Consider the following 24,069-nt stretch of genomic DNA (forward strand, 5'->3'; position numbering starts at 1 on the left):
GCCGAAGCGCCAGTCCAAGGGGAAGTCGATGCTGTCCACCATGTTCGCCCGCCGCCTGGCCGCGCGCAATGTCCATTATGGCTGGGCCGTCGCGGGCACGACCTTCCTCACCATGCTGGTGGTGGCCGGCGCGGTCGGCGCGCCGGGCGTGTTCATCGTCCCCCTGCAAAAGGAATTTGGCTGGAGCGCGGCGGATATTTCCGGTGCGCTGGCGATCCGTTTCCTGCTGTTCGGCGGCATGGGGCCGTTTGCCGCCGCCTTCATGAACCGCTTCGGCGTGCGGCGGATGATGCTGATTTCGCTGTCGATCGTCATTGGCGGCCTGCTGCTGTCGCTCGGCATGACGCAATTGTGGCAGTTGGTCCTTCTCTGGGGCGTGGTGATCGGCGTCGGCACCGGCCTTACCGCCATGGTGCTGGGCGCGACGGTCGCCACCCGCTGGTTCAGCGAGCGGCGCGGGCTGGTGATGGGGCTGCTGTCGGCCAGCACCGCGACCGGCCAGCTCGCTTTCCTGCCGCTGCTGGCCAGCATGACCGGCAGCTATGGCTGGCGCGTGGCGATGCTGCTTGTGTGCGGCGCGATCCTGGTCGCGGCCGTCGCGGTCATGCTGCTGATGCGCGATCGGCCGTCGGACCTGAACCTTGCCCCCTATGGCGAACAGGCGATCCAGCCCGTCCCCACCCAGCCGGCCAGCCTGGGCGCACTGCTGGCGACGCCGCTGATCGTGCTGCGCGACGTGGCGAAGGTGCCGACCTTCTGGATCCTCTTCTTCTCCTTCTACATCTGCGGCGCCAGCACCAATGGCCTGGTCCAGACCCATTTCATCTCGCTGTGCGGCGATTATGGGCTGGCGGCGGTGGGCGCGGCGTCGATGCTGGCGATGATGGGTCTCTTCGACTTTGCCGGCACGCTGGCATCGGGCTGGCTCAGCGATCGCTATGACAATCGCTGGCTGCTCTTCTTCTATTATGGGCTGCGCGGCCTGTCGCTGCTCTATCTGCCGTTCAGCGATTTCTCGATCTACAGCCTGTCGCTGTTCGCCATCTTCTATGGCCTCGACTGGGTGGCGACGGTGCCGCCGACGGTGAAGCTGACCGCGCAGCGCTTCGGTCCGGAAAAGGCCAATATCGTGTTCGGCTGGATCTTTGCCGGGCATCAGCTGGGCGCGGCGAGCGCGGCGCTGGCCGGCGGCCTGTCTCGCACCGCCTGGCAAAGCTATATGCCCGCCTTCATCGCGGCAGGCATATTGTGCCTGATCGGCGCGGCGCTGGTGCTGCTCATCAACCGGGGCCGGACGCAGACGCTGGCCACGGCCTGAAGGAATCGATGACGGCGGCGCGCAGGGGCGCTAGTTTGCGGCCATGAAAAAAGCCAAAGCCGCGCCTAAGCCTGCCTCCGCCCAGAAACGTCGCTCCCGCTGGATCAGCATCCCCCTCAAGGTCGCCATCGGCTTTGTCGGCCTGTCGGTCGGCACCGTGGTCATCTATCGCTTTGTGCCGCCGCCGGTGACGATCACCATGCTGCTAGACCCCAATGGCATCACCAAGGAATGGAAGCGCCTGGACGCGATCGACCCGGACATGCCGCGCGCGGCGATCGCGGCGGAGGATAGCCGTTTCTGCAGCCATCATGGTTTCGACGCGGTCGCGATTGCCCAGGCGATGCGCCACAATGCCAGCGGCGGGCGCATTCGCGGCGGCTCCACGATCAGTCAGCAGACGGCGAAGAATGTCTTCTTGTGGCAGGGCGGCGGTTTCGTCCGCAAGGGGTTCGAGGCCTGGTTCACCGTGCTGATCGAGGCGATCTGGGGCAAGCGACGGATCATGGAAGTCTATCTGAACGTCGCGGAGACCGGCATCGGCACCTATGGTGTGCAGGCCGGGTCGATCCGCTATTTCGGCCATGGCGCGGGCAAGCTGAGCCGGGCCGAGGCGGCGCGGCTGGCGGCGGTATTGCCGCTGCCCAAGAAGCGCGAGGCGATCGACCCGCATGGCTTCACCCGCCGCTATGGCAACAGCATCTCCGCCCGCATCCCGGTGGTGCAGCGCGACGGGTTGGACGACTGCCTGAACTGAGACAGCGGCCAAGCGCCCGAAAATAGGAAATCGGACGCTTAACTTCCCATATTTCCCGCACATTTCGACATTTTATTGCGCTGCCCTGATCCTATCGGAAAGCGCACACTGCTCTATCCCCGATCATAATCAACCGGCGGCGAATAGGACATGAAAAAGGGAGGTGCGGACCGCTCCGCACCTCCCTTCCTTTTTGCCTGTCGGTGTCTGGCTTAGAAGCCGATGATCAGCGAAGCGCTGATCGCGCGCGGCGAACCGAAGTTCACGAAGGCCGAGGACGAGCTGGCGAGCGTATCCAGACCGCCGCTGAACGAGCCGACATAATATTTGTCGAACAGGTTGCTGACGTTCAGCTGGATCGCGCCCTTCTCCATGCCGACGCTGGCCAGCGAGTAGCGCAGGTCGAGGTCGACGACGGTGTAGGCACCGAACTTCGCACCGGGGAAGATCATCTTGCTGGTGCCATCGGTGAGCGTCACGCTCTGAATTTCACCGTTGATGTCGTTCAGATAGCGCGAGCTGGTCTTCTTCGCCTGGACGCCCAGGGTGAAGTCGCCCAGATTGCCCTGCAGACGGCCACCGAACAGATATTTCGGCGCGCTGCGTTCACGCTTGCCCGAGGTGCGGAGATAGGCAACGCCATCCTGCACATAGCACAGGCCGGCCAGAGCGATGTCGCTGGTCGCGGCGCAGCTGCCGGTCACGGCGTCGTTCTGGATTTCTGACTTGATGTAGGAACCGAACAGATAGGCGGTGATTTCCTTGATCGGGCTGTAGGAAATATTGGCGTCGACGCCATATTTCTTCACCGGACCCAGGTTGGTGTCGGTGCCGTTGCCGTCGATGTCATAGGCAGTGACCAGACGGTTCTTGTACTTCGAGTACCAGCCGGTGACAGCAGCCTGCACCTTCGACGAGGTGTAGCGGAGGCTGGCGTCGAAGCTATCCGAGGTTTCCGGCGCGCGATAGGCGGAGTCGCTATCAACCGGGAAGATGAACGCGTTGTAGAGCGCATCGGTGCTGGGCACCGACAGGTTCTTGGCATAGCTGCCCGCGATGCTGATTTCCGGCGTGATCTTGAAGGTCGCGCCGACGTTCGGCAGGAACTTGTCATACTTCAGCTTGCGCGCCTGCGGCAGAGCCGAACCGGTCGCACGGCCAGTCGTCTCGTTGAAGCTGTAAGGATGGGTCGCGATGTAGTCGGCCTGCTGGTCTTCCGGCACGCAGTTCACAAAACCACCCGAGCTGGTGGTGAAGCAATACTGGTTCAGTTCGCGCTTGAAGAAGGGCAGACGGCCACCGATCAGTACCGACAGCTTGTCCTCGAAGAACTGGCCGCGATATTCACCGGCGATCTGGTTCAGTTCGGCGATCGACTTGCGGTCACGCTTCTGCAGGGCGTTGCCGGCAGCATCAAGGACCGGATCGTTGATCGGGAACACGTCGAACGGCGTGCCGCCATTGTCAAGGAAGCCAGCATAGCCGGTCTGGCGGTGACGGGCACGGTCATAGCTGTACGACAGACGGACGCGCTGACCATCGCTGATCTCGTAAGCGAGGTTGGCGATGCCGACCCAGCGACGGGTGTTGGTCTGGCTCGGCTGGAGCAGGGTCACGCGACCCAGCACACCGTCACCGTTCAGGTCGCGACCGAAGTAGAAGCTGCCGCCATAGTTGCCGGTGCCGGTGAAGCCGGTCGAATCCGTGAAGAAGGTTTCGTTGGCGCTGGTCGTGCCGCCGCCATTGGCCTTCACCCACTGATAGGCGCCGTCGACCGACAGGGTCAGACGTTCAGCCAGGGTGAACTTCGAATTCGCGCGGACATTGCCGGTGTTCGAAGGGTTGAAACGACGCTCGAAATCGGTGCCGCAAGCGTTGGGGGTGCTGGTCTGGCTGACCTGGCAGGGATAGCCGCCGGCGATGTCGTAGAAACGATCGCTCTTGTCGCCGGTGAAGGCGCTGGCGCGGAAGGGCGAACCACCGAAGTTGTTGCGGTTCTGGTTATAATGGGCAGCGACCGAGATGAAGTCGCCGTTGCTGCCGATATCCTGCCAGATCTTGGCGTTATACTGCTGCTTCGACACCTTGCCATAATTGGCGAAGGCAGCATCGTTGCGAATGCGCGAGGCCGAGATCCAGGCCTTGGTGCCATGGCCGGTGAGGTCACCGGTGTTCACCACGCCGAACATGCGGAAATAGGGACGATCGCCGGCACCGTCGGCGACGATGTTGCCGTAGCTGACGCTGGCCAGAACGCCATAATCATCGCTCGGCTCAAGGGTCTTGATGTTGACGGTGCCGCCAACCGCAGCGGCGGTCGGGCTGTCGACGTCGGTCGAACCGAGGTTCACATTGACGTTCTCGATCAGTTCGGCGTCAACCTGTTGGTTGGTGTAGATCGCATAGTTGCCCGAGTCATTGAGCGGGATACCGTCAAAGGTCTGCGAGATACGGTCCGAGCTGAAGCCGCGGATGGTGAAGCTGCCGCCCGACGAACCCCAGGGATCGTTGTTGGTGAAGCTGACGCCCGGCACCAGGTTGATGATTTCGTTGACCGACTGGCCCGGACGCTGTGCCTGGATGATTTCCTGGCCCAGAACGACCTTCGCCTTGGGCGAGTCCGGGATCTTCACGCCGCCAACGCCTTGGTTGACGACGGCGCCCGTCACGATGATCGAATCGAAATCGTCCGAACCGGTCGACTGCGCAAAAGCGACAGCCGGGGCAGCGACGGCGAGAATCGCGGCGCTGCACTTGAGAAACTGCTTCATTGACCCTTGTCCCTTTTTCAAGAGTGCGCCCCACGGCGCCATAACCATTTTGCTCTTCGAGCCGGCGCCGCATCTGGCGGCCACTGGCGACGCCCCTGTGATGCTATGATTGCAATTATGTTACAATGCAGGTGCGGGACTGTCACAATTGGACGGACATCTGGACAAGGCACTGAAAAACAGGCCGAAACCACAATCTATCTCATTGATTTTATTGTATAATATGTCGAAATTTTACACCACGCCAACAGTGGTGCAATTATGCAACGGCGCAGGAAATTTTGTGCAGTGCGAAAGACTTGCACGAAAAAGGGGCCGGTGGATGGTCCACCGGCCCCTTTTGTTCCAGCCTGAACGGCGAATGAACTAGGCGGCGTCTTCCGCGCGCTTGTCCTTCTCGCTGAACACGCGAATCGGTTCCTTGGTCCCGGCGACGACATCCTTGTCGACCACCACTTCACCAACGCCCTCCATCGAGGGCAGATCGAACATGGTGTCGAGCAGGATCGCTTCCAAGATCGAACGCAAGCCACGGGCACCAGTCTTGCGCTCGATCGCCTTCTTCGCGATCGCGGTCAGCGCGTCGTCGGTGAAGCTCAGTTCGACATTCTCCATGTCGAACAGCTTGCCATATTGCTTGACCAGCGCGTTCTTGGGCTCGACCAGGATCTTGACCAGTGCGGTCACGTCCAGATCCTCCAGCGTCGCGATCACCGGCAGACGGCCGACAAATTCGGGGATCAGGCCGAACTTCAGCAGATCTTCCGGTTCGCTCTGACGCAGCAGCTCGCCCGTCTTGCGCTCTTCGGGCGCCGCGACATGGGCGCCGAAGCCGATCGACTTGGCCTCCAGACGGTCGCCGATGATCTTTTCCAGACCCGCGAACGCGCCGCCGCAGATGAACAGGATATTGGTCGTGTCGACCTGCAGGAATTCCTGCTGCGGATGCTTGCGCCCCCCCTGCGGCGGAACCGAGGCGGTCGTGCCTTCCATCAGCTTGAGCAGCGCCTGCTGCACGCCCTCCCCCGACACGTCGCGCGTGATCGACGGGTTTTCGGCCTTGCGGCTGATCTTGTCGATCTCGTCGATATAGACGATGCCGCGCTGCGCCTTCTCGACATTATAGTCGGACGCCTGGAGCAGCTTGAGGATGATGTTCTCCACGTCCTCGCCGACATAGCCGGCTTCGGTCAGCGTGGTGGCATCCGCCATGGTGAAGGGCACGTCGAAGGTCTTGGCCAGCGTCTGCGCCAGCAGCGTCTTGCCGCAGCCGGTCGGGCCGACAAGCAGGATGTTCGACTTGGCCAGTTCCACCTCGCCCGGCTTGGAGCCATGGTTGAGGCGCTTGTAATGATTGTGGACCGCGACCGACAGGACGCGCTTGGCGCGCTTCTGGCCGATCACATAATCGTCGAGCACATCGCAGATCTCCTGCGGGGTCGGCACGCCGCCATCCTTCTTGCCGACGAGACCGCCCTTGGTCTCCTCGCGAATGATGTCGTTGCACAGTTCCACGCATTCATCACAGATGAAGACGGTCGGCCCCGCGATCAGCTTGCGCACCTCATGCTGCGACTTGCCGCAGAAGGAGCAGTAAAGCGTGCTTTTTGAATCGGAGCCCGTAAGCTTAGTCATTCGCCAATCTTTCCTCCCCGCCGTCGGCACCATGCCGGATCTGGCCGGGGATATTCTGGTCCAAAGGCCATCCTAGACCGGGGCACGGCGGTTTCACAAGAGGTGATGTACCGCGCCCCGGTAAAGATCGCCTTTAGGCTTCCGCGGATTCCGCAGCGGCCGGGCGGCGATCGAACACTTCGTCGACCAGACCGAACGCCTTGGCTTCGTCAGCCTCCAGGAAGGTGTCGCGGTCCATCGCCCGCTCCACCGCTTCCAGCGACTGGCCGGTATATTTCACGTAGAGATCGTTGAGGCGGCGGCGAATCCGAAGGATTTCCTTGGCCTGGATCTCGATATCGGACGCCATGCCCTGGGCGCCGCCCGACGGCTGGTGGACCATGATGCGGGCGTTGCTGAGCGCGATGCGCTTGCCCGGCTCGCCAGCGGCCAGCAGGAAGCTGCCCATCGAGGCGGCCTGGCCGATGCAGACGGTGCCGACCTGGGGGCGGATATATTTCATCGTGTCGTGGATCGCCATGCCCGCCGTGACGACGCCGCCCGGCGAGTTGATGTACATCCAGATGTCCTTCTTCGGATTTTCCGATTCGAGGAACAGAAGCTGGGCGACGATCAGCGAGGCCATATGGTCCTCGACCTGGCCGGTCACGAAGATGATCCGCTCGCGCAGAAGACGCGAGTAAATATCGAAGCTGCGCTCGCCACGGTTCGATTGCTCGATGACGATGGGAACCAGCGCGGCCATGGGATCATGCATGATGTTGGTCATTGTGCTCTTTCAGTCAGGTGCTTTTGCCCGGTCCCCTACATCGGCACAAAACCCGACTGGTTCAAGGGGGAACCATGTGTCACCCCTACCGTTCCACAATCGTTTCAAATCGCGACAGGGGGAACAAGCCGATGGTTTCCGATGTGCATTCCGATATTCCACCCCATGACGGCCGGGCCGGGCCGGGGCTGATCGCCGCCTTCTCCTTCGGTTGGAAGGCGCTGGCGCTACGCGGCGTGGTCTCGATCATCCTGGGCATCATCGCCCTGGCCTACCCGTTCAGCGCGCTGTTCGCGCTGACGCTGATCTTCGCGGTCTATGCCCTGGTCGACGGCATATTCTCGGCGATCAGCGCCTTTCGCCGGATGGGCCATGGCCGTCATTGGGGCGCGATGCTGCTGCGCGGGCTGCTGGGCATTGCCGTCGGCATCATCTTCATCGTCACCCCGATCGCGATGACGATCACCTATGCGCTGCTGACCGTATTCATGATTGCCGGCTGGGCGGTGATAGCCGGCGCACTGGAGATCATTGCCGCGATCCGGCTTCGCAAGGAGATAGAGGGCGAATGGCTGCTGGCGCTGAGCGGGCTACTCTCGCTGCTGCTGGGCCTGTTCGTCCTCTATTTGGCCCTTGCCAACCCGCATGTGTCGGTGGCCATGCTGGGCTGGGGCATCGGCTTCTATGCGCTTGTGACCGGCGTCACCCTGCTGATCCTGGCGATGCGACTGCGCCGCCGGGTTCAGTCCTTCAAGGCGTAGTCGCTGGGCGCGCGGAAGGTGAGATAGGCGAGCCGCCGCACTTCGCGGCGGCCGCGCACCACCGTGTCGAGGATGAGGCCGCACATGCCGCTCAAGGTCGCCAGGATCATGAGGCCGGTGACCAGGATTGCGGTCGGGAAGCGGGGCACCAGTCCGGTCTGCGCATAGGTGACGATCAGCGGCACGGCCAGGCCGAGCGCGAGCGCCGCGAGGAAGGCCGCGATGATGCCGAAGAACAGGATCGGCCGCTCGATGCGATAGAGGGTGATGATCGTGCGCAGAATACGCCAGCCGTCACGATAGGTGGACAGCTTGCTGACCGATCCTTCAGGCCGCGCACCATAGGCGGTCATCACTTCGGACACCGGCATCGCCAGTTCGAGGGCATGGACGCTGATCTCGGTCTCGATCTCGAAGCCGGCGGACAACACCGGGAAGCTCTTGACGAAACGGCGCGAGAAGACGCGATAGCCCGACAGGATATCGGTGAAGCTGCGGCCGAAAAGCTGCTTCAACAGGCTGGTGAGCGCCCAGTTGCCGAAGCGATGGCCACGCCGATAGGCTGCCTCCACCTGATCGCGGCGACAGCCCACCACCATGTCGAGATTATCCTGCAGCATGGCGGCGATCATCTGCGGCGCGGCGGCCGCTTCATAGGTCGCGTCGCCATCGGCCATGATGTAGATATCGGCATCGACATCGGCGAACATGCGGCGCACGACATGGCCCTTGCCCTGTTGCGCCACGCGGCGAACGATCGCGCCCGCGCCGGCCGCCAGTTCGCGGCTGCCATCGCTGCTGTTATTGTCGAAGACATAGATTTCGGCATGGGGCAGCGCACGGCGAAAATCCTCCACCGTCTGCACGATCGCCCCGGCCTCATTGTAGCAGGGCAGGATAACGGCGACGCGGGGATGGCCCACGCCAATGTTCGAAAGATTGTCCATATCCATAAATTGCCCCAACCTATGCTGACCAAATATGGCCGCCGCCCGTCAGACCGGCGGCGGCAACATGTATCGCGCAACGACGGTCAGCGCCAATATGGCTGCCGGCACACCCACCGTTGCCACCGCCAATGCCGAATGTCGCCGCATCATGGCCCTTATCGTCGCATCGGACAATGCGAGCGGCAGGGCCAAGCAAACCGCCAATGTCGTAAAGAAGAAATAGCGCTGATCGGTCGCCACCCCGACAAGCAGGAAGGTGCCTGTATATATCAAGGCAAGCCATATCAATATCGCGCAGACACGCAGCAGCGCATCGCGCGAGGCGCGCAGCGCGGCAATGATCCAGGGCAGCAGCGCCAGCGCGATGGCGACCATCATCACGGGCGAGGTCAGCGGCGAATAGCGGACCTGGTCCAGCAACCGGTTCTTGAACGATCCGCCGCGGTTGCCGGCGGTGTTCAACTTGCGCACGGCTTCGGTATGACGGACCGGCACCCAGAAATAGAGGGTCGAATTATAATGGATCAGGCGATGGCGCAGATAGGCCAGCGGATGATGCCGGATCGCGCCAGTCCAGCGTGACGACAGCGATGCGCCCCCGCCATCCCGGATCGCCTGCTCGACATTCTTGAGCACATGACAATTCCAGTGAGCATAGGCCAGCGTGTCCCACATGATCGGGCTGTAGCAGCGATGGACATCCTGCGTCAGCGCCTGCGCGCCGGGCAGATCGGCCAGGACATCATCCCCGCCCCGCACCATGATGCCAGCGATGTCGAATATCTGCAGCGAACGGATCGCCCCGGCATCCGATGCGCCAAGGATGCGATGATTGACGATATTGCTGGCCGGGACCAGCAGCACTCCGCCGACCGCAGACAGCGCCAGCATCAGCACCGGCCGTGCCATCAGCGCCGGCCGGCCGGCAAAGACCAGCATCGGCGCAACCAGGAACACCGCATTGCTGCGGACCAGCGCCGCCATGACGACGATCAGCAGCGCCAGCACCCAGCACAGCGTCCGGGCCGGCCGCGCGGCGACGAGCCCTTCCTGCACCGCCCCGATGATCGCCACGGCCAGCAGCAGCATCACCGCCATCATGATGTCCTTGGCGATGTTGACGCTCATCATCAGCAGCATCGGCTGGGCCGCGAGGAAGATCATGCAATAGGCGCAGAGCCACCGGCCGCGTCGCGCCGGCAGGCTGGCCAGAAGCGCAACGCCGCAGCCGTAGAAGATCGTGTCGAAGGCGAAGATCGGCCCGGTGCCCGCGCCGAACAGGGTCAGCGCTTCCCAGATCCGCGCCATCAGCGGCGGATGCCAGTCGTTGAACCGGCCGGTGACGATCTGATGATATTGGCTGTTGCTGTCGCTGTTCGGCTCACCGGGAAAGCGCAGGAGGAAGAAGGCGAGAAACAGGAACAGGCAGACGCCCACCAGGAGCCACCTGTTCATCAGCAATTGCCCAAGACCCCGACCAGAACCGCCCTTGACGACTTGCATAAGCCCTCCGCGATCAGTTCATCGCCTGATCCCTAGTTTCGGGCCTTCATCAGAATATATTGCAGCGCAAAAATAAAGATCAGGAAAAGCGCGTATGATCCCGGCGTTCGCGCCGAGGGCTCATAGCCAATCACCCGCGCGCCCATGCAAAACGCCCGCCCTTCCCTGTGGGGAAGAGCGGGCGTTCCGATTTGCTGGCTGGAAAGGCTTATTCAGCCTTGGCAGCGGCCTTCTTGGCGGGAGCCTTCTTCGCCTTGGGCTTTTCCTCGGCGGCAGCTTCCTCAGCCGGGGCTTCGTCCTTCTTGGCGGCAGCCTTATTGGCCGGAGCCTTCTTGGCGGGCGCTTCCTCGGCTTCGGCCTCGGCGGGCTCGGCCTTCTTCTTGGCAGCGGCCTTCTTCGCCTTGGGCTTGTCGTCATGATCGTGGTCATGGCCGCAGCCCGGACCGTGGACGTGGGGCTTCAGATCGCCATCTTCGGCTTCGATCGCAGCTTCCAGTTCTTCGCGGCTGACAGCGCGGTCGCTGACTTCCGCCTTTTCGAACAGGAAGTCGACGACCTTGTCCTCATAGAGGGGCGCGCGCAGCTGGGCGGCGGCCATCGGATCCTGGCGGACATACTGCACGAAACGCTCACGATCCTGCGGGCTGTACTGCTGGGCAGCCTGCATGATGAGACGGTTCATTTCATTGTCCGAAACGACGACATTGTTGGCCTGGCCGATTTCCGACAGCAGCAGGCCCAGGCGCACGCGGCGCACGGCGATGCCGCGATAATCTTCCTTCTCGGCTTCCATTTCGGCCAGAGCGGCTTCCGGATCGGCTTCATGGCTGGCTTCATGCTGAAGCTGCTGCCAGATCTGGTTGAACTCGGCTTCCACCATGCTCGGCGGAACGTCGAAGTCGTGCGAAGCGGCCAGCTGGTCGAGCAGCTTGCGCTTCATGTAGGTGCGGGTCAGGCCGTTATGCTCCTGCTCGATCTGGCCCTTGAGCAGATCCTTGAGCTGGTCGAGACCTTCCAGGCCCAGCGACTTGGCGAAGTCGTCATCGAGCTTGGGCTTGTCGGCGTTCAGCACCGACTGCACGGTCACGTCGAAGGTCGCGGCCTTGCCGGCGAGGTGCGCGGCGCCATAATCTTCGGGGAAGGTGACTTCGATGGTCTTTTCTTCGCCCTTCTTCACGCCGCCGAGCTGTTCTTCGAAGCCGGGGATGAACTGGCCCGAACCGATCTTCAGCTTCACGCCTTCGGCCGAACCGCCTTCGAACGCTTCACCGTCGACCTTGCCGACGAAGTCGATGACCAGCGTGTCGCCGTCCTTCGCCTTGTGGCTGGCGGCATATTCTTCCAGAGCGCCCTGCTGGGTGGCGATGCGGCCGGCCTGTTCCTCGACCTGCGCGTCGCTGACTTCGGCAGTCAGGCGCTCCAGCTTCAGACCGTCGATGCTCGGTGCTTCGATCACGGGCAGAACTTCCAGTTCCACCTTGACCTGCGCGTCCTTGCCGAACTCAAAGCTTTCGTCCAGCTCGACCGAAGGCTGCATCGCGGGACGCAGCTTCTGGTCGGCGATCAGCTTCTGAACGCTTTCCTGGATGGAATTGTTGAGCGCGTCACGCTGCAGGCTTTCACCATGCATCTTCTTGACGAGGTTCGCCGGCACCTTGCCGGGGCGGAAGCCGGGCATGCGCACCTGCGGCGCAATCGCCAGCACTTCCTTCTCAACGCGGGCGTCGATATCCTTCGACGTGATGGTCACGGTGTAGGCGCGCTTCAGGCCCTCGTTCAACGTCTCGACAGTCTGCATCTCTTCTCTCAAACGCTTTCTTAGCTGAATCTCGTTGGCGCCGGATCAAGCCAAGCCTGACACTGGTGCGGGCGAAGGGACTCGAACCCCCACATCTTGCGATACCAGAACCTAAATCTGGCGCGTCTACCAGTTTCGCCACGCCCGCATCGGTCGCCGGTCGGCGCGGCATAGAGAAAAGCATTGGCGAGAGCAAGGGATATGGATGCATTGGTGGAACCGGCGTCCTTGCCCGCGCGTAGCTTCTTCTTTGCAGGAGAGCATAGCATGGCCACCCAGCCCGATCCAGCGCCCGACACCCTGCCCCCGCCCGACCGGATCGAACCCCAGTCGCCGCCCGAAACGCCGCCCCCCGCGACTCCGGACGAGACTCCGATCAACGAGCCGCCCGAAATCATCCCCAGCGAACCCGATTATGACCAGCCCGACAGCGCGCCGGACGAGGTTCCGCCTGACATAATTTCGTAACCACGCAACAAAAGAAGGCCCCTGAAAACTTTTTTGCAACAGGGTGGAACTTTTTATGGCGGATTACGGAATATGCGTAATCACGTGCTGGACACCCCCCGGAATCCATGATTGAAATGTGACAACAAAAAGAAATTCAGGAGAGGCGCGCTGACATAAAAGGGGGTCGACGTGCATAGGGTTCGCGCCAAGCTAGAGTGGTTCAAGACCGTGATTTTGCCGCAGGAAGCTGCCTTGAGGGGTCGCCTGCGTCGCATTTTGCCCTCCACCCACGAGCTGGAGGATATGGTCGCCGAAGTTCTTGCCCGTGCCTATGCCACGGAGAACTGGGAAAATGTCACCACCGGGCGCGCCTATCTCTTCACCATCGCCCGCAACCTCGTCATCGACACCGCCCGCCGCAACAAGGTGGTGAGCTTCGAGACGATCGCCGATCTGGAATTGCTGGGCGGCGAAAACACCATCGAGGCACAGCTCCACGCCCGCGAGGCGCTCCGCCAGGTCGAGGCGATCGTCGATTCGCTGCCCACCCAGTGCCGCCGCGTCTTCATTCTTCGCCGTATTCACGAAAAATCGATGCTGGAAATAGCGGAGGAAATGTCTCTGTCCGTTTCTACTGTTGAAAAACATCTGGCCAAAGCGATCGGCATAGTTATGCGGGCCTGGGCAGAACGTGAGGAAACGGATTTCGAACGTGCAGGCGTCGGGACCAGGTTCAAACAGCGGGGACAGGGACGCGATCGCGTTGGAAGCCGCGCGCCTGCTGGCCAGGCTTAACAGCGACCCTACTCCCCAGGACGAAGACGAGATATGTGCGTGGATCGAGGCCGATCCGCGCCATGGCGTGGCCTTTGCCCGCGCCGAAGCCGCCTGGGACGCGGCCGAGCGGCTGAAGAGCGCCGCTGCCGAAGTCAATCTGCCCCCGCTCGAAGCGATCGTCAGCGAGGAACAGCAGCGCCGCCTGTCGCGCAACATCATGATCGCCGCCGGCATCGCCATCGCCTTCTTCATCGTCGCCGCGATCGTCACCATCCGCACTTTCAGCGGCGTGGATCGTTATGAGACGGCGGTCGGCCAGATCCGCGACGTCGCGCTGGCGGACGGCTCCATCATGCACCTCAACAGCAATAGCGAGGCGGAAGTCCGCTTCACCGACATCGGCCGCAAGGTGCGCGTACTGAAGGGCGAAGCCTCCTTCGACGTGGCCCATGACAAGGGCCGCCCGTTCGACGTGGAGGTGCGATCGGCCCAGATCCGCGCCGTCGGCACCGCTTTCAACGTCCGCATGCGCCCGTCGGTGGTGGAACTGACCGTCACGCAAGGCACGGTGACGGTCCATTCGGGCAATAGCGGGCTGGAAAAGGTCAGCGCCGGCAGCGGCGCCGTGATCCAGTCGCGTAGCATCGACCTCACCCATCTCAGCCCCAAGCTGATCGACCAGCGCACGGCCTGGCGCGACCAGATGGTCGAGCTGGACGGGGAAACGATCGAGCAGGCGGTCAGCGAGTTCAACCGCTATCGCCGCGCGCCGATCCTGATCGGTGACGCGCGCGTCTCCTCGCTACGGGTCGGCGGGCGCTTCCGCGTCAGCGACAGCAAGGAATTCCTCTCCGCGCTGCAACTGAGCCTGCCGATCCGCGCGGTAAATGGCGAGGATGGATCGGTGATGCTGCTTTATCGCGATGAACCCGATGGCGCCGACATCATGGCAGCGCCCAGCGAATAAGGCCGGTCAGCCGAGCAGGTCGCTTACCAGTTCGGGCACAAGTTTGCTTGCCGGGCCAAGCCGGCTTTCCTCGAAATAGCTGCTGCCCGCCGACGGATCGAGATTGAGCTCCAGCGTTCGAGCGCCATAATGACGCGCCATCTGAACGAAGCCGGCGGCCGGATAGACCGCGCCCGACGTGCCGATCGACACGAACAGGTCGGCCTGCGCCAGCGCTTCCTCGATCCGCTCCATATCATAGGGCATTTCGCCGAAGAAGACGATGTCGGGCCGCAGGCTGGGCGCGCCGCAACCGGCGCAGACGCTGCCGGGCGGCAGCGGATCGGCCCAGGCCACCGCCTTGCCGCAGGCGGCACAGAGGGCGGACTGCAATTCCCCATGCATGTGGAGCAACCGGCTCGCCCCGGCCCGCTCATGCAGGTCATCGACATTCTGGGTGACGATCAGCAGATCGCCCGGCCAGGCGCGGTCGAGCGCGGCCAATGCCTCATGCGCGGGATTGGGGACCACCTCCGCCAGCTTCGCGCGCCGCTCGTCATAGAAGCGATGCACCAAGGCCGGATTACGCGCCAGCGCTTCGGGCGTGCAGACATCCTCCACCCGATGCCCCTCCCACAAGCCATCCGGCCCGCGAAAGGTGGCAAGCCCGCTCTCGGCCGAAATGCCCGCGCCGGTAAGGATGACGATGTTGCGGATGTCGGTCATGCGACGTTCGCCCCCTTCATTTGTTGCGCCGGATGAACTGGCTGGCAAACCGGACATTATAGGCGTGCATCTCGCCTTCTGGAGTGATCACCAGTTCGGTGACATTGGCGCGCTGAAAATCATCCTCACGCTCCTCATCATCGACCTTCAGGCTGACCGTCACCACATCGTCATCCGTGGCGACAAGCTTATAGTCATAGGACACGATGCGGCCGAAGCAGGCGACCTCACCACCGTCTACCGATAGTTCGACCGTCGGATCATCCGCATCGATCCAGAGCCCCTGCATTTCCATCGGAAGGGCTACATCCCGGCCTGAGCGATCCATCCTTACCTCTTTTCCTGTTCGGGACGGCCGCTCAACCTCGCCGCAAGGGCCGCGCCATTGTCTTACGCCTTGGTCAGCATCTTCTGGGCGCTGGTCTTGATGAAGTCGGAGATCGGGCCGGACATCATCTTGAGGAACATCGGGATCGATACGGTGCCGCGCACCTTGTCCTCCTCGATCAGCAGCTTGACCGGGATGGTCTGGGCCATGGCCGAGATTTCCATGTCCAGCGTATAGTCCGACGGCCAGGTGGCGGTCATGGTGCCGCCGCCGGGGATATGCTGCTCCAGCTTGGGCAGGCCCTGCTCCACCCGGCGCTTGGCTTCGTCACGGCCGAGATCATGGGGAATGTCGATATCCATCCTGTTTGTCCTTGTTCTGATGGTCAGTTCTGAAAGGCGATGTCGAGCGGCGGCAGGCCCGCGATGGTCGCCTGCACCGCCTGGCCGGGCGCGATCGGGCCGACGCCGGCAGGCGTGCCGGTGAAGATCAGGTCGCCGGGCGCCAGTTCCACATAGGTGGAGAGATTGGCGATGATTTCGGGCACCGACCAGATCATGTCGGACAGGTCGCCCGACTGGCGCGGGTCGCCATCGATGCTGAGCGCAATGGCGCCGCTGGCCGGCGGCGTGCCGGGATGGATCGGGCCGATCGGCGCGGAGCGATCAAAGCCCTTGGCCATGTCCCAGGGACGCCCCGCCTTCTTGGCAACCGCCTGCATATCGCGGCGGGTGAGGTCGATGCCGACCGCCCAGCCATAGATCAGCGCCAGCGCATCCTCGACCGCGACATCCGTGCCGCCCGCGCCGAGCGCGACCACCAGTTCAACCTCATGATGCAGATCCTGCGTGCGCGGGGGGAAAGGCAGCGATGCGCCATTCTCGACCACGGCATCGGCCGGCTTGGTGAAGAAGAAGGGTGGCGCGCGATCGGGATCGCCGCCCATTTCGCGCGCATGTTCGGCATAATTCTGCCCGACGCAGAAGATGCGGCGGACGGGAAAGCGATCGGCGCTGCCGTCGATCGGCAGGGTCGGAACGGAGAGTCGGGGAAGATCGAGCATGGCCATCTCTTAGCCATGGTCGGTCGCCTTTCCCAAGAAATTCATGGTGCCGGATGACAAAGCCGCGCCGCTCTGGCATCGCGCGCTGACTTATAGCCAAGGAACGGATCAGGGCATGACCAGCATCGGGATTTTCGGCGCCTCCGGGCGCATGGGCCGCGCCATCGCGCAGGCCGCGGCGGAAGCCGGGCTGACCGTGGCGGGCGGCACCGATCGCGACGGCAGCGGCGAGTTGGCGCCGGGCGTCGCGATCACCAGCGATCCGCAGGCATTGGCACAGGCGGCCGATGTGCTGATCGACTTTTCCGTGCCAGCCGCGCTTTCCGCCAATCTCGACGCCTGCATCGCCGCGAACAAGCCGGTGCTGATCGGCACGACGGGGCTGGAAGCTGAGCATCATGCGCTGATCGACCAGGCGGCGGTCCGCATCCCGGTGCTGCAGACCGGCAATACCTCGCTCGGCGTCAACCTGCTCGCTGCGCTGGTGGAGAAGGCCGCCGCCAGCCTGGGCGACGATTGGGATATCGAGATCGTCGAAATGCATCACCGCCACAAGGTGGACGCGCCGTCCGGCACCGCGCTGCTGCTGGGCGAAGCGGCGGCGAAGGGACGCGGCATCACGCTGGCCGACCATAGCGAACGTGGCCGCGACGGCATCACCGGCGCGCGGGCGAAGGGCGCGATCGGCTTTGCCGCGCTGCGCGGCGGATCGGTCGCGGGCGACCATCAGGTCATCCTGGCGACCGAGGGCGAGCGGATCGAACTGGGCCATCGCGCCGAAAACCGCAACATCTTCGCGCGCGGCGCGATCAAGGGCGCCCGCTGGCTCGCCGGCCAGCCGGTCGGCCGCTATGACATGAAGGGCGTGCTGGGGCTCTGATGCCATGAACAAGGGCCAGATCTTCGACTTTTTCAGCCGCCTGGCAGAGGCCAATCCGGCGCCGGTGACGGAGCTGGAATATGGCAATGCCTATCAGCTGCTGGTCGCGGTCACCCTGTCTGCGCAGGCCACCGATGTCGGCGTCAACAAGGCGACCCGCGCCCTGTTCCGCGAGGTCGAAACGCCGCAGCAGATGGTCGACCTGGGCGAGGATGCGCTCAAGCAGCACATCAAGACGATCGGCCTGTTCAACACCAAGGCGAAGAATGTCATCGCCCTGTCCGAGATATTGGCGCGCGATTTCGGCGGTGAGGTGCCGCAGGATCGCGACGCGCTGACCACCCTGCCCGGCGTCGGCCGCAAGACCGCCAACGTCGTGCTCAACACCGCCTTCGGGCAGGAAACCTTCGCGGTCGACACCCATATCTTCCGCGTCGGCAACCGCACCGGCCTGGCGCCGGGCAAGACGGTGCAGGCGGTCGAGGACAAGCTGGAAAAGCGCGTGCCCCAGCCCTTCCGCCGCGACGCCCATCACTGGCTGATCCTGCATGGCCGCTATGTCTGCAAGGCGCGCAAGCCCGAATGCTGGCGCTGCATCGTGTCGGACCTGTGCCGCTTCAAGCCCAAGACGCCGGAACCCGGCAGCATCGCAAAAGCCGCCTGATCGCGCCGGACGGCGGTGCTAGGATCGGTACGGAAATCAGCTCCGCGAATCGTCTCGTCAGCACGAAGGAGAGAGACAATGTCCATCCGCCCCATTCTCACCGCCGGCCTGCTGCTGGCCTGTGGCCTGACACCTGCTTTGGCCAAGACCAAGGACAAGCCGGATCCCTACGTGCCCAGCGGCGATCCGGTCGATTGCATCTCGATAAGCCAGATCCGGTCGAGCAGCGTGCGCGACGATCGCACCATCGATTTCGAGGTGAGCGGCAAGAAGATCTACCGCAACAGCCTGCCCAACAGCTGCCCCAGCCTGGGCTTCGAGCGGCGCTTTTCCTATCGCACCAGCATGTCCCAGCTCTGTTCGGTCGACATCATCACCGTGCTGTTCAATGCCGGCCCCGGCCTGCAACCGGGTGCCAGCTGTGGCCTGGGCAAATTCCAGCCGATGATGAAGGCCCCGAAATAAGTTTCGGGAACAGGTGATTTTGTGGCTGGCGCGGTTCGAAGCCCTTTGCTAAGCGCCCCTTCTGACCAGCGTCACGCACCCATAGCTCAGCTGGATAGAGCGTTGCCCTCCGAAGGCAAAGGCCAGTGGTTCGAATCCACTTGGGTGCACCAAACCGCCGCATAGATCGGCTGGCTGACGCGCAGTTTCCTATTTTAGCGTTACGGAACGCTGGCGCCGATTGGTCGATTTCTGAGCCGTGATGCGATCAACGCATGATGACGAGGCGGCCTAAACCGATCTCGCGCCAGCATCGGCAACCGGCATTGGCGCGAACGAAAAAAGATTGTCCCCGCCCTTCTCCAGGTCGAGCAAATATTTCTTGGTCTCGACGCCGCCGGCAAAGCCGGTGAGCGCGCCGTTGCTGCCGACCACCCGGTGACAGGGCGCAATGATCGAGATCGGGTTGCGGCCATTGGCGGCGCCGACGGCACGGGTCGCGGTCGGGCGGCCGATGGCGCGGGCGATGTCGGCATAACTGCGCGTCTCGCCGAACGGTATGTCGAGCAGCGCGGCCCAGACCTGGCGCTGGAAATCCGTGCCCTGAAAATGCAGCGGGACGGAAAAATGCTGCCGCTGGCCGGCGAAATATTCCGATAGCTGGGAAGCCGCGTCGCGCAGCACCGGGTGGTCGGTCGCTTCGGAGCGGGCGCCCAGGCGGACGCGGGCGGGATCATCCTCGGGCCACAGGACCGCCATCAATCCTTCGTCACTCGCAACCAGCGTCAGGTCGCCGACCGGAGAGGGCATCGTCATACAGGCCAGGGTCATCGTCATCCTCCATGCGTCATCGCTGGAGATAGGCGATGATCCCCGCCCCCGCTTCCTGCCGCTTGCGGTCAAAGTCCGCAAGCGGCAGGCCGCATCATTTCAGGCCACCACCCATGGCACGATACAGCTCGATCATGTTGGTAAGCCGCGCCAGACGCGTCGTCACCAGGCTCTGCTCCGCGCTCGACAGGGTCCGCTGCGACACCAGGGTCGGCAGGAAGCCGTCGACACCCGCACGGAAGCGGGCCTGCGTCAGGTCATAGGCCTTGCGCGCGGCATCGCGCTGCGAGGTCTGCGCCTCGACCTGATCGGTCATCGTGCCACGCCGGGCGAGCGCATCGGCGACTTCGCGGAAGCCGGTCTGCACGCTCTTTTCATACGTGGCGAGCATCGCGTCATAGGTCGCCCTGGCATAACGCAGATTGCCCTTGTTTCGGCCGAAGTCGAAGATCGGCAGGGTCGCACTGGGCGCCACCGACCAGGTGTCGCTGCCCGACTTGAACAGGCCGGACAGGCCAAGGCTGACCGTGCCCAGCGCCGCCGTCAGCGACAGCTGCGGGAAGAAGGCCGCCCGCGCCGCACCGATATTGGCGTTGGCCGCGATCAGCTGATGCTCGGCCGACGCGATGTCGGGCCGGCGCAGCAACAGGGTCGAGGGCAGTTCCGCCGGCAGATTGTCGAGCGTGACATGGCCTTCCGGCAGGGCCGAGGGCAGATCCTCGCTGCCGAGCGTCGTGCCCGCCAGCAGGTTCAGTGCATTCTGGTCCTGCGCGACCAGCGTGGTAGCGCTGGCGATGGCGGCCCGCGCCTGGTCATAGCTGGTCTGTGCCTCGCGCACTTCCAGTTCGGACGCGATGCCCTTGTCGAAGCGGGCCTTGTTGAGGTCCAGCGTCTCCTTGAACGCGGTCGCCAGCGTCCGCGCGATCGACAGCAATTCCTGATCGGCGGCCATGTTCACCCAGGCCGTCGCCACTTCCGCCACCAATGCGGTCTGGGCCGCATTGCGGTTTTCGACCGAGGCGAAATATTGCTCCTGCGCCGCCTTGGTCAGGTTCCGCACCCGGCCGAACAGATCGATTTCCCAGGCAGAGATGCCGACCTGTGCCTGATAGACGTCGGTGTTGAGGCGCTGGCTCTGGCCGAACTGGACCAATGGCTGTTCCGAATAGGTCGCCGTGCCGGTGGCCCCGACGGTCGGCAGCAGATCGGCCCGCTGCACCTTATACTGTGCCCGTGCCTGCTCGACATTGGCCACCGCGATCCGCAGGTCGCGATTGTTGGCGAGGCTCGTCTCGATCACCCGCACCAGGCGCGGGTCGGTAAAGAAATCGCGCCAGGCGGTATCGGCCGGTACGATCGCCGCGCCGCCGTCCGCCGCGGCCGCATAGGCCGGCCCCTGGGGGCTGGCCTGCGGCACCGGCAGTTCGGGGCGGGCATATTTGGGCGCCATGTCACAGGCGGCCAGCGTCAGCGCCAGAGAGGCGACCGACATTGCTTTGATATTACGCAACATTCTTATGCCTCCTGCGGTGCGTTCGGCGTTTCGCCGTCGGCGTTACGCTGTTCTTCCCCTTCATGATGTTCGCGGAACAACCGCTTCACCACGGTGAAGAAGACCGGCACGAAGAAGATGGCGAGGACGGTGGCGGACAGCATGCCGCCGACCACGGCCCAGCCGATGGCGTTCTGGCCACCCGCGCCCGCGCCCTTGGACACGGCCAGCGGCAGCACGCCGAAGATGAAGGCGAAACTGGTCATCAGGATCGGCCGCAGACGCAGCTTGCCCGCTTCCAGCGCCGCCTTGGCGGGCGGCAGCCCTTCGCGCATCTTCTCTTCGGCAAATTCCACGATCAGGATCGCGTTCTTCGCCGACACGCCGATGGTCGTGATCAGGCCCACCTGCAGATAGATGTCGTTGTTGAGGCCCGCCAGCGTCGCCGCGATCACCGCGCCGAGCACGCCCAAGGGCACGACCAGCATGACCGCAATCGGCACCGACCAGCTTTCATAGAGCGCAGCCAGGCAGAGGAAGACGATCAGCATGGAAAGCGCATAGACATAGGGCGCCTGTCCACCGGAGGTCTGTTCCTCATAGGAAATGCCGTTCCAGGCATAGCCGATACCGGCCGGCAGCTTGGCCGCGAACTCTTCCATCGCCTGCATCGCGGTGCCGCTCGACACGCCGGGTGCCGGGGCGCCCTGGATGTTCATCGACGGCACGCCATTATAGCGTTCCAGACGGGCCGGGCCTTGGACCCATTCCGTGGTGGAGAAGGCGGAGAGCGGCGCCATCACGCCCGTGCTGCCACGCACATGATAGGCGTTGATCGCGTCGGCCGAGGTACGGAACGGTGCATCCGCCTGCACATAGACGCGCTTCACGCGGTCGCGGTCGATGAAGTCGTTGACATAGGATCCGCCCAGATTGGTACTGATCGTGTCATTGACGTCCGACTGGGCGATGCCCAGCGCACCGGCTGCGGCCTGATCGACATTCAGCTTCAGCTGCGGCGTATCTTCCAGGCCATTGGGACGGACCTGCGCCAGACGCTTGTCGCCCATCGCCATGCCCAGCAACTGGTTGCGGGCTTCCAGCAGCTTCTCATGACCAAGATTGGCCTGATCGAGCAGCTGGAAGTCGAAACCGGACGCGTTGCCCAGTTCCTGCACGGCCGGCGGCACGAAGGCGAAGGCCATGCCCGACGAGATCTTCTGGAACGCCATATTGGCGCGCAGGGCGATCGCGGGCACGCGATTGTCCGCACCCGACCGTTCATGCCAGTCCTTCATGCGGGCAAAGACGATGCCGACATTCTGGCCCTGGCCCACGAAGCCGAAGCCGGCGACCGTGAACACGGCCGAGACATTCTTCTTCTCGTCGACCAGATAATGGTCGCGCATCCGGGCGAGGGCCCGCTCGGTCTCTTCCAGCGTCGTGCCCGCGGGCAGCGACACCTGGTTGATGATGATGCCCTGGTCCTCGTCCGGCAGGAAGCCGCTGGGCAGGCGCAGGAAGATGAAGGCCATGCCGACCACCACCAGGCCATAGACCAGCATGGTCCGGACCCAGCTGCGCTCGACCTTCTCGACGCCCTTGCCATAGCGCACCACGCCCTTGTCGAAGGTGCGGTTGAACCAGTCGAAGAAGCGGCCGAGGATCGAACCGATCGGCCCATTCCAGCTATGCCCGTGCGAGGCGGGCTTGAGGATGGTGGCGCACAGCGCCGGGGTCAGGATCAACGCGACCAGCACCGACAGGATCATCGACGACACGATGGTGATCGAGAACTGGCGGAAGATGACGCCGGTCGAGCCGCCGAAGAAGGCCATGGGCAGGAACACCGCCGACAGCACCAGACCGATGCCGATCAGCGCGCCGCTGATCTCGTCCATCGACTTCTTGGCCGCTTCCTTGGGGCTCAGCCCTTCATCCTGGATCAGACGTTCGACATTCTCGACGACGACGATCGCGTCGTCGACCAGCAGGCCGATCGCCAGCACCATGCCGAACAGGGTCAGGGTGTTGATGGTGAAGCCGGCTGCGCTGAGGATTGCCAGCGCGCCCAGCAGCACCACCGGCACCGCAATCGTCGGGATCAGCGTCGCACGCCAGTTCTGCAGGAACAGGAACATGACGACGAACACCAGCAGCACGGCTTCGAACAGGGTATGGACGACCTGCTCCACCGACAGCTTGACGAAGGTCGAGTTGTCGACCGGGAAGTCATATTTGACCCAGCTGGGGAAATTCTTCGACAGCTGGTCAACGCGTGCCTTGACCGCTTCCACCGTGTCGAGCGCGTTGGCGCCCGGTGCCAGCTTGATGCCGAAGCCCGATGCCGGATGGCCGTTGAACTTCACGCCGAAACCATAGGTTTCCGCGCCCAGCTCGACCTTGGCAACATCCTTCATCAGCACGACCGAACCGTCGCTGTTGCTGCGCAGGCGGATATTCTGGAATTCCTCCGGCGTGCGCAGGCGCGACTGGGCCGTGACGGTGGCGTTGAGCGCCTGGCCCTTGGGCGAAGGCGAACCACCGATCTGGCCGGCCGACACCTGGGCATTCTGCGCGGTGATCGCCGATTTCACGTCGCCGGTGGTCACGCCCAGATTGGCCATCTTGTAGGGGTCGAGCCAGATGCGCATCGCATATTGCGAACCGAACAGCTGGGTATCGCCGACGCCGGTGACGCGGCTCAGCGGATCCTGGAGGCTGGACGCGATGAAGTCCGCCGCGTCTTCCTGGTCATGGATGCCGTCGTCGGAATAGGCCGCCATGATGAGCAGGAAGCTGGACGTGGACTTGCCCACGCGCAGGCCCTGTTGCTGCACTTCCTGCGGCAACAGGGGGGTCGCCTGCGACAGCTTGTTCTGTACCTGCACCTGCGCAATGTCAGGATCGGTGCCCTGCTCGAAGGTCAGGGTGATGTTGAGATTGCCCGAACCATCGCTGGTGGACGAGAAATAGCGCAGATTGTCGATGCCCTTGAGCTGTTGCTCGATGATCTGCGTCGTCGTGCTTTCCAGCGTCTGGGCGTTAGCACCGGGATAGGTGGTCTGGATCGTCACCGCCGGCGGGGCGATTTCCGGGAACTGCGCGACCGGCAGCGACCGGATCGCGAGCAGGCCCGCCAGCATGATGACGATGGCGATGACCCATGCGAAGATGGGCCTGTCGATAAAATAGCGGGCCATGGC

The 24,069-nt window shown here is 63.4% G+C and carries 22 protein-coding genes and 2 tRNA genes; 10 read left to right on the forward strand and 14 right to left on the reverse strand.

The annotated features are described in order from the left end of the window. The first annotated feature begins 28 nt into the window (after nt 1-28). Nucleotides 29-1,318 (forward strand): MFS transporter, encoded by a 1,290-nt coding sequence (locus HH800_RS12790; RefSeq protein WP_169861306.1) that lies wholly within the window; start codon nt 29-31, stop codon nt 1,316-1,318. A 43-nt stretch (nt 1,319-1,361) separates the two neighbouring features. Then, the gene (gene mtgA, locus HH800_RS12795; protein ID WP_037490228.1) at nt 1,362-2,075 is read left to right on the forward strand and encodes a monofunctional biosynthetic peptidoglycan transglycosylase; all 714 of its coding nucleotides are present in this window, start codon (nt 1,362-1,364) and stop codon (nt 2,073-2,075) included. 212 nt (nt 2,076-2,287) lie between these two features. On the opposite strand, the gene HH800_RS12800 is transcribed toward mtgA, so the two are convergent. The 3 genes from HH800_RS12800 to clpP all read right to left on the reverse strand — a co-directional run bounded on the left by HH800_RS12800 (nt 2,288) and on the right by clpP (nt 7,250). Next, a complete protein-coding gene (locus tag HH800_RS12800) occupies nt 2,288-4,846 on the reverse strand; it encodes a TonB-dependent receptor (RefSeq protein WP_048938171.1) in 2,559 nt (852 codons plus the stop codon). 366 nt (nt 4,847-5,212) lie between these two features. Then, nucleotides 5,213-6,481, reverse strand: a complete 1,269-nt coding sequence (gene clpX / locus HH800_RS12805) for an ATP-dependent Clp protease ATP-binding subunit ClpX (protein WP_004207563.1) — start codon at nt 6,479-6,481, stop codon at nt 5,213-5,215. A 133-nt stretch (nt 6,482-6,614) separates the two neighbouring features. Beyond that, on the reverse strand, nt 6,615-7,250 hold the full coding sequence (gene clpP, locus HH800_RS12810; RefSeq protein ID WP_004207564.1) for an ATP-dependent Clp endopeptidase proteolytic subunit ClpP: 636 nt from the start codon (nt 7,248-7,250) through the stop codon (nt 6,615-6,617). Between the two features lie 131 nt (nt 7,251-7,381). On the opposite strand from clpP, the gene HH800_RS12815 reads away from it, so the two are divergent. After that, nucleotides 7,382-8,011, forward strand: a complete 630-nt coding sequence (locus HH800_RS12815; protein ID WP_169861307.1) for an HdeD family acid-resistance protein — start codon at nt 7,382-7,384, stop codon at nt 8,009-8,011. Here the strand turns inward: HH800_RS12815 and HH800_RS12820 are convergent. The 4 genes from HH800_RS12820 to HH800_RS12835 form a co-directional block, all read right to left on the reverse strand. Next, a complete protein-coding gene (locus HH800_RS12820) occupies nt 7,993-8,964 on the reverse strand; it encodes a glycosyltransferase family 2 protein (protein WP_169861308.1) in 972 nt (323 codons plus the stop codon). The two genes, HH800_RS12815 and HH800_RS12820, sit on opposite strands and share 19 nt — an antisense overlap. 42 nt (nt 8,965-9,006) lie before the next feature. Beyond that, complete coding sequence (locus HH800_RS12825) at nt 9,007-10,416, reverse strand: hypothetical protein (protein ID WP_169861309.1); 1,410 nt, start codon at nt 10,414-10,416, stop codon at nt 9,007-9,009. A gap of 256 nt (nt 10,417-10,672) precedes the next feature. Then, on the reverse strand, nt 10,673-12,262 hold the full coding sequence (gene tig, locus HH800_RS12830) for a trigger factor (RefSeq protein WP_169861310.1): 1,590 nt from the start codon (nt 12,260-12,262) through the stop codon (nt 10,673-10,675). Nucleotides 12,263-12,325: 63 nt separating this feature from the next. Continuing rightward, nucleotides 12,326-12,410: transfer RNA gene (locus HH800_RS12835), tRNA-Leu, on the reverse strand. A 119-nt stretch (nt 12,411-12,529) separates the two neighbouring features. Here HH800_RS12835 and HH800_RS12840 point away from each other — a divergent pair. The 3 genes from HH800_RS12840 (at nt 12,530) to HH800_RS12850 (ending at nt 14,456) form a co-directional block, all read left to right on the forward strand. Next, nucleotides 12,530-12,730 carry a hypothetical protein gene (locus HH800_RS12840; RefSeq protein ID WP_169861311.1) on the forward strand — a complete coding sequence of 67 codons (201 nt, stop codon included), beginning with the start codon at nt 12,530-12,532 and terminating at the stop codon, nt 12,728-12,730. A gap of 171 nt (nt 12,731-12,901) precedes the next feature. Continuing rightward, the gene (locus tag HH800_RS12845; RefSeq protein WP_004207570.1) at nt 12,902-13,507 is read left to right on the forward strand and encodes an RNA polymerase sigma factor; all 606 of its coding nucleotides are present in this window, start codon (nt 12,902-12,904) and stop codon (nt 13,505-13,507) included. Next, the gene (locus HH800_RS12850; RefSeq protein WP_235681876.1) at nt 13,476-14,456 is read left to right on the forward strand and encodes a FecR family protein; all 981 of its coding nucleotides are present in this window, start codon (nt 13,476-13,478) and stop codon (nt 14,454-14,456) included. Before HH800_RS12845 ends, HH800_RS12850 begins: the two co-directional genes overlap by 32 nt. Nucleotides 14,457-14,462: 6 nt before the next feature. Here HH800_RS12850 and HH800_RS12855 read toward each other — a convergent pair whose 3' ends face one another. The 4 genes from HH800_RS12855 to HH800_RS12870 form a co-directional block, all read right to left on the reverse strand. After that, nucleotides 14,463-15,161: an NAD-dependent deacylase gene (locus HH800_RS12855; RefSeq protein ID WP_169861313.1), complete on the reverse strand. Its 699-nt coding sequence runs from the start codon at nt 15,159-15,161 to the stop codon at nt 14,463-14,465. Between the two features lie 16 nt (nt 15,162-15,177). Then, nucleotides 15,178-15,489, reverse strand: coding sequence for a hypothetical protein (locus HH800_RS12860; protein WP_038292597.1), 312 nt, complete (start codon nt 15,487-15,489; stop codon nt 15,178-15,180). Between the two features lie 62 nt (nt 15,490-15,551). Further along, nucleotides 15,552-15,851, reverse strand: coding sequence for a polyhydroxyalkanoic acid system family protein (locus HH800_RS12865; RefSeq protein ID WP_169861314.1), 300 nt, complete (start codon nt 15,849-15,851; stop codon nt 15,552-15,554). A gap of 23 nt (nt 15,852-15,874) precedes the next feature. Further along, nucleotides 15,875-16,558: a fumarylacetoacetate hydrolase family protein gene (locus HH800_RS12870; RefSeq protein ID WP_169861315.1), complete on the reverse strand. Its 684-nt coding sequence runs from the start codon at nt 16,556-16,558 to the stop codon at nt 15,875-15,877. Between the two features lie 109 nt (nt 16,559-16,667). On the opposite strand from HH800_RS12870, the gene dapB reads away from it, so the two are divergent. From dapB to HH800_RS12890, 4 genes are all read left to right on the forward strand, one after another. Next, entirely contained in the window at nt 16,668-17,432 is a 765-nt protein-coding gene (gene dapB, locus HH800_RS12875) for a 4-hydroxy-tetrahydrodipicolinate reductase (RefSeq protein ID WP_169861316.1), read from the forward strand. Nucleotides 17,433-17,436: 4 nt separating this feature from the next. Continuing rightward, nucleotides 17,437-18,096: an endonuclease III gene (gene nth / locus HH800_RS12880; protein ID WP_169861317.1), complete on the forward strand. Its 660-nt coding sequence runs from the start codon at nt 17,437-17,439 to the stop codon at nt 18,094-18,096. A 78-nt stretch (nt 18,097-18,174) separates the two neighbouring features. Further along, nucleotides 18,175-18,561, forward strand: a complete 387-nt coding sequence (locus HH800_RS12885; RefSeq protein WP_169861318.1) for a hypothetical protein — start codon at nt 18,175-18,177, stop codon at nt 18,559-18,561. 75 nt (nt 18,562-18,636) lie between these two features. Continuing rightward, nucleotides 18,637-18,713 (forward strand) — tRNA-Arg (locus tag HH800_RS12890). 118 nt (nt 18,714-18,831) lie between these two features. On the opposite strand, the gene HH800_RS12895 is transcribed toward HH800_RS12890, so the two are convergent. The 3 genes from HH800_RS12895 to HH800_RS12905 all read right to left on the reverse strand — a co-directional run bounded on the left by HH800_RS12895 (nt 18,832) and on the right by HH800_RS12905 (nt 24,066). After that, entirely contained in the window at nt 18,832-19,371 is a 540-nt protein-coding gene (locus HH800_RS12895; protein WP_169861319.1) for a methylated-DNA--[protein]-cysteine S-methyltransferase, read from the reverse strand. Between the two features lie 94 nt (nt 19,372-19,465). After that, the gene (locus HH800_RS12900) at nt 19,466-20,884 is read right to left on the reverse strand and encodes an efflux transporter outer membrane subunit (RefSeq protein ID WP_169861320.1); all 1,419 of its coding nucleotides are present in this window, start codon (nt 20,882-20,884) and stop codon (nt 19,466-19,468) included. A 2-nt stretch (nt 20,885-20,886) separates the two neighbouring features. Continuing rightward, the gene (locus HH800_RS12905) at nt 20,887-24,066 is read right to left on the reverse strand and encodes an efflux RND transporter permease subunit (protein ID WP_004207583.1); all 3,180 of its coding nucleotides are present in this window, start codon (nt 24,064-24,066) and stop codon (nt 20,887-20,889) included. Between the last annotated feature and the right edge of the window lie 3 nt (nt 24,067-24,069).

Origin of the sequence: Sphingobium yanoikuyae, from assembly GCF_013001025.1 — a bacterium.
Lineage (GTDB): Bacteria > Pseudomonadota > Alphaproteobacteria > Sphingomonadales > Sphingomonadaceae > Sphingobium > Sphingobium yanoikuyae_A.

Coding starts and splice junctions, on each gene's coding strand:
- HH800_RS12790 (WP_169861306.1), top strand. CDS start 29: ATGCTGTCCACCATGTTCGCCCGCCGCCTGGCCGCGCGCAATGTCCAT.
- dapB (WP_169861316.1), top strand. CDS start 16,668: ATGACCAGCATCGGGATTTTCGGCGCCTCCGGGCGCATGGGCCGCGCC.
- HH800_RS12825 (WP_169861309.1), bottom strand. CDS start 10,416: ATGAACAGGTGGCTCCTGGTGGGCGTCTGCCTGTTCCTGTTTCTCGCC.
- mtgA (WP_037490228.1), top strand. CDS start 1,362: ATGAAAAAAGCCAAAGCCGCGCCTAAGCCTGCCTCCGCCCAGAAACGT.
- clpX (WP_004207563.1), bottom strand. CDS start 6,481: ATGACTAAGCTTACGGGCTCCGATTCAAAAAGCACGCTTTACTGCTCC.
- HH800_RS12860 (WP_038292597.1), bottom strand. CDS start 15,489: ATGGATCGCTCAGGCCGGGATGTAGCCCTTCCGATGGAAATGCAGGGG.
- HH800_RS12905 (WP_004207583.1), bottom strand. CDS start 24,066: ATGGCCCGCTATTTTATCGACAGGCCCATCTTCGCATGGGTCATCGCC.
- HH800_RS12855 (WP_169861313.1), bottom strand. CDS start 15,161: ATGACCGACATCCGCAACATCGTCATCCTTACCGGCGCGGGCATTTCG.
- HH800_RS12870 (WP_169861315.1), bottom strand. CDS start 16,558: ATGGCCATGCTCGATCTTCCCCGACTCTCCGTTCCGACCCTGCCGATC.
- HH800_RS12820 (WP_169861308.1), bottom strand. CDS start 8,964: ATGGATATGGACAATCTTTCGAACATTGGCGTGGGCCATCCCCGCGTC.
- HH800_RS12800 (WP_048938171.1), bottom strand. CDS start 4,846: ATGAAGCAGTTTCTCAAGTGCAGCGCCGCGATTCTCGCCGTCGCTGCC.
- tig (WP_169861310.1), bottom strand. CDS start 12,262: ATGCAGACTGTCGAGACGTTGAACGAGGGCCTGAAGCGCGCCTACACC.
- HH800_RS12885 (WP_169861318.1), top strand. CDS start 18,175: ATGTCCATCCGCCCCATTCTCACCGCCGGCCTGCTGCTGGCCTGTGGC.
- nth (WP_169861317.1), top strand. CDS start 17,437: ATGAACAAGGGCCAGATCTTCGACTTTTTCAGCCGCCTGGCAGAGGCC.
- HH800_RS12895 (WP_169861319.1), bottom strand. CDS start 19,371: ATGACCCTGGCCTGTATGACGATGCCCTCTCCGGTCGGCGACCTGACG.
- HH800_RS12865 (WP_169861314.1), bottom strand. CDS start 15,851: ATGGATATCGACATTCCCCATGATCTCGGCCGTGACGAAGCCAAGCGC.
- HH800_RS12815 (WP_169861307.1), top strand. CDS start 7,382: ATGGTTTCCGATGTGCATTCCGATATTCCACCCCATGACGGCCGGGCC.
- HH800_RS12840 (WP_169861311.1), top strand. CDS start 12,530: ATGGCCACCCAGCCCGATCCAGCGCCCGACACCCTGCCCCCGCCCGAC.
- clpP (WP_004207564.1), bottom strand. CDS start 7,250: ATGACCAACATCATGCATGATCCCATGGCCGCGCTGGTTCCCATCGTC.
- HH800_RS12900 (WP_169861320.1), bottom strand. CDS start 20,884: ATGTTGCGTAATATCAAAGCAATGTCGGTCGCCTCTCTGGCGCTGACG.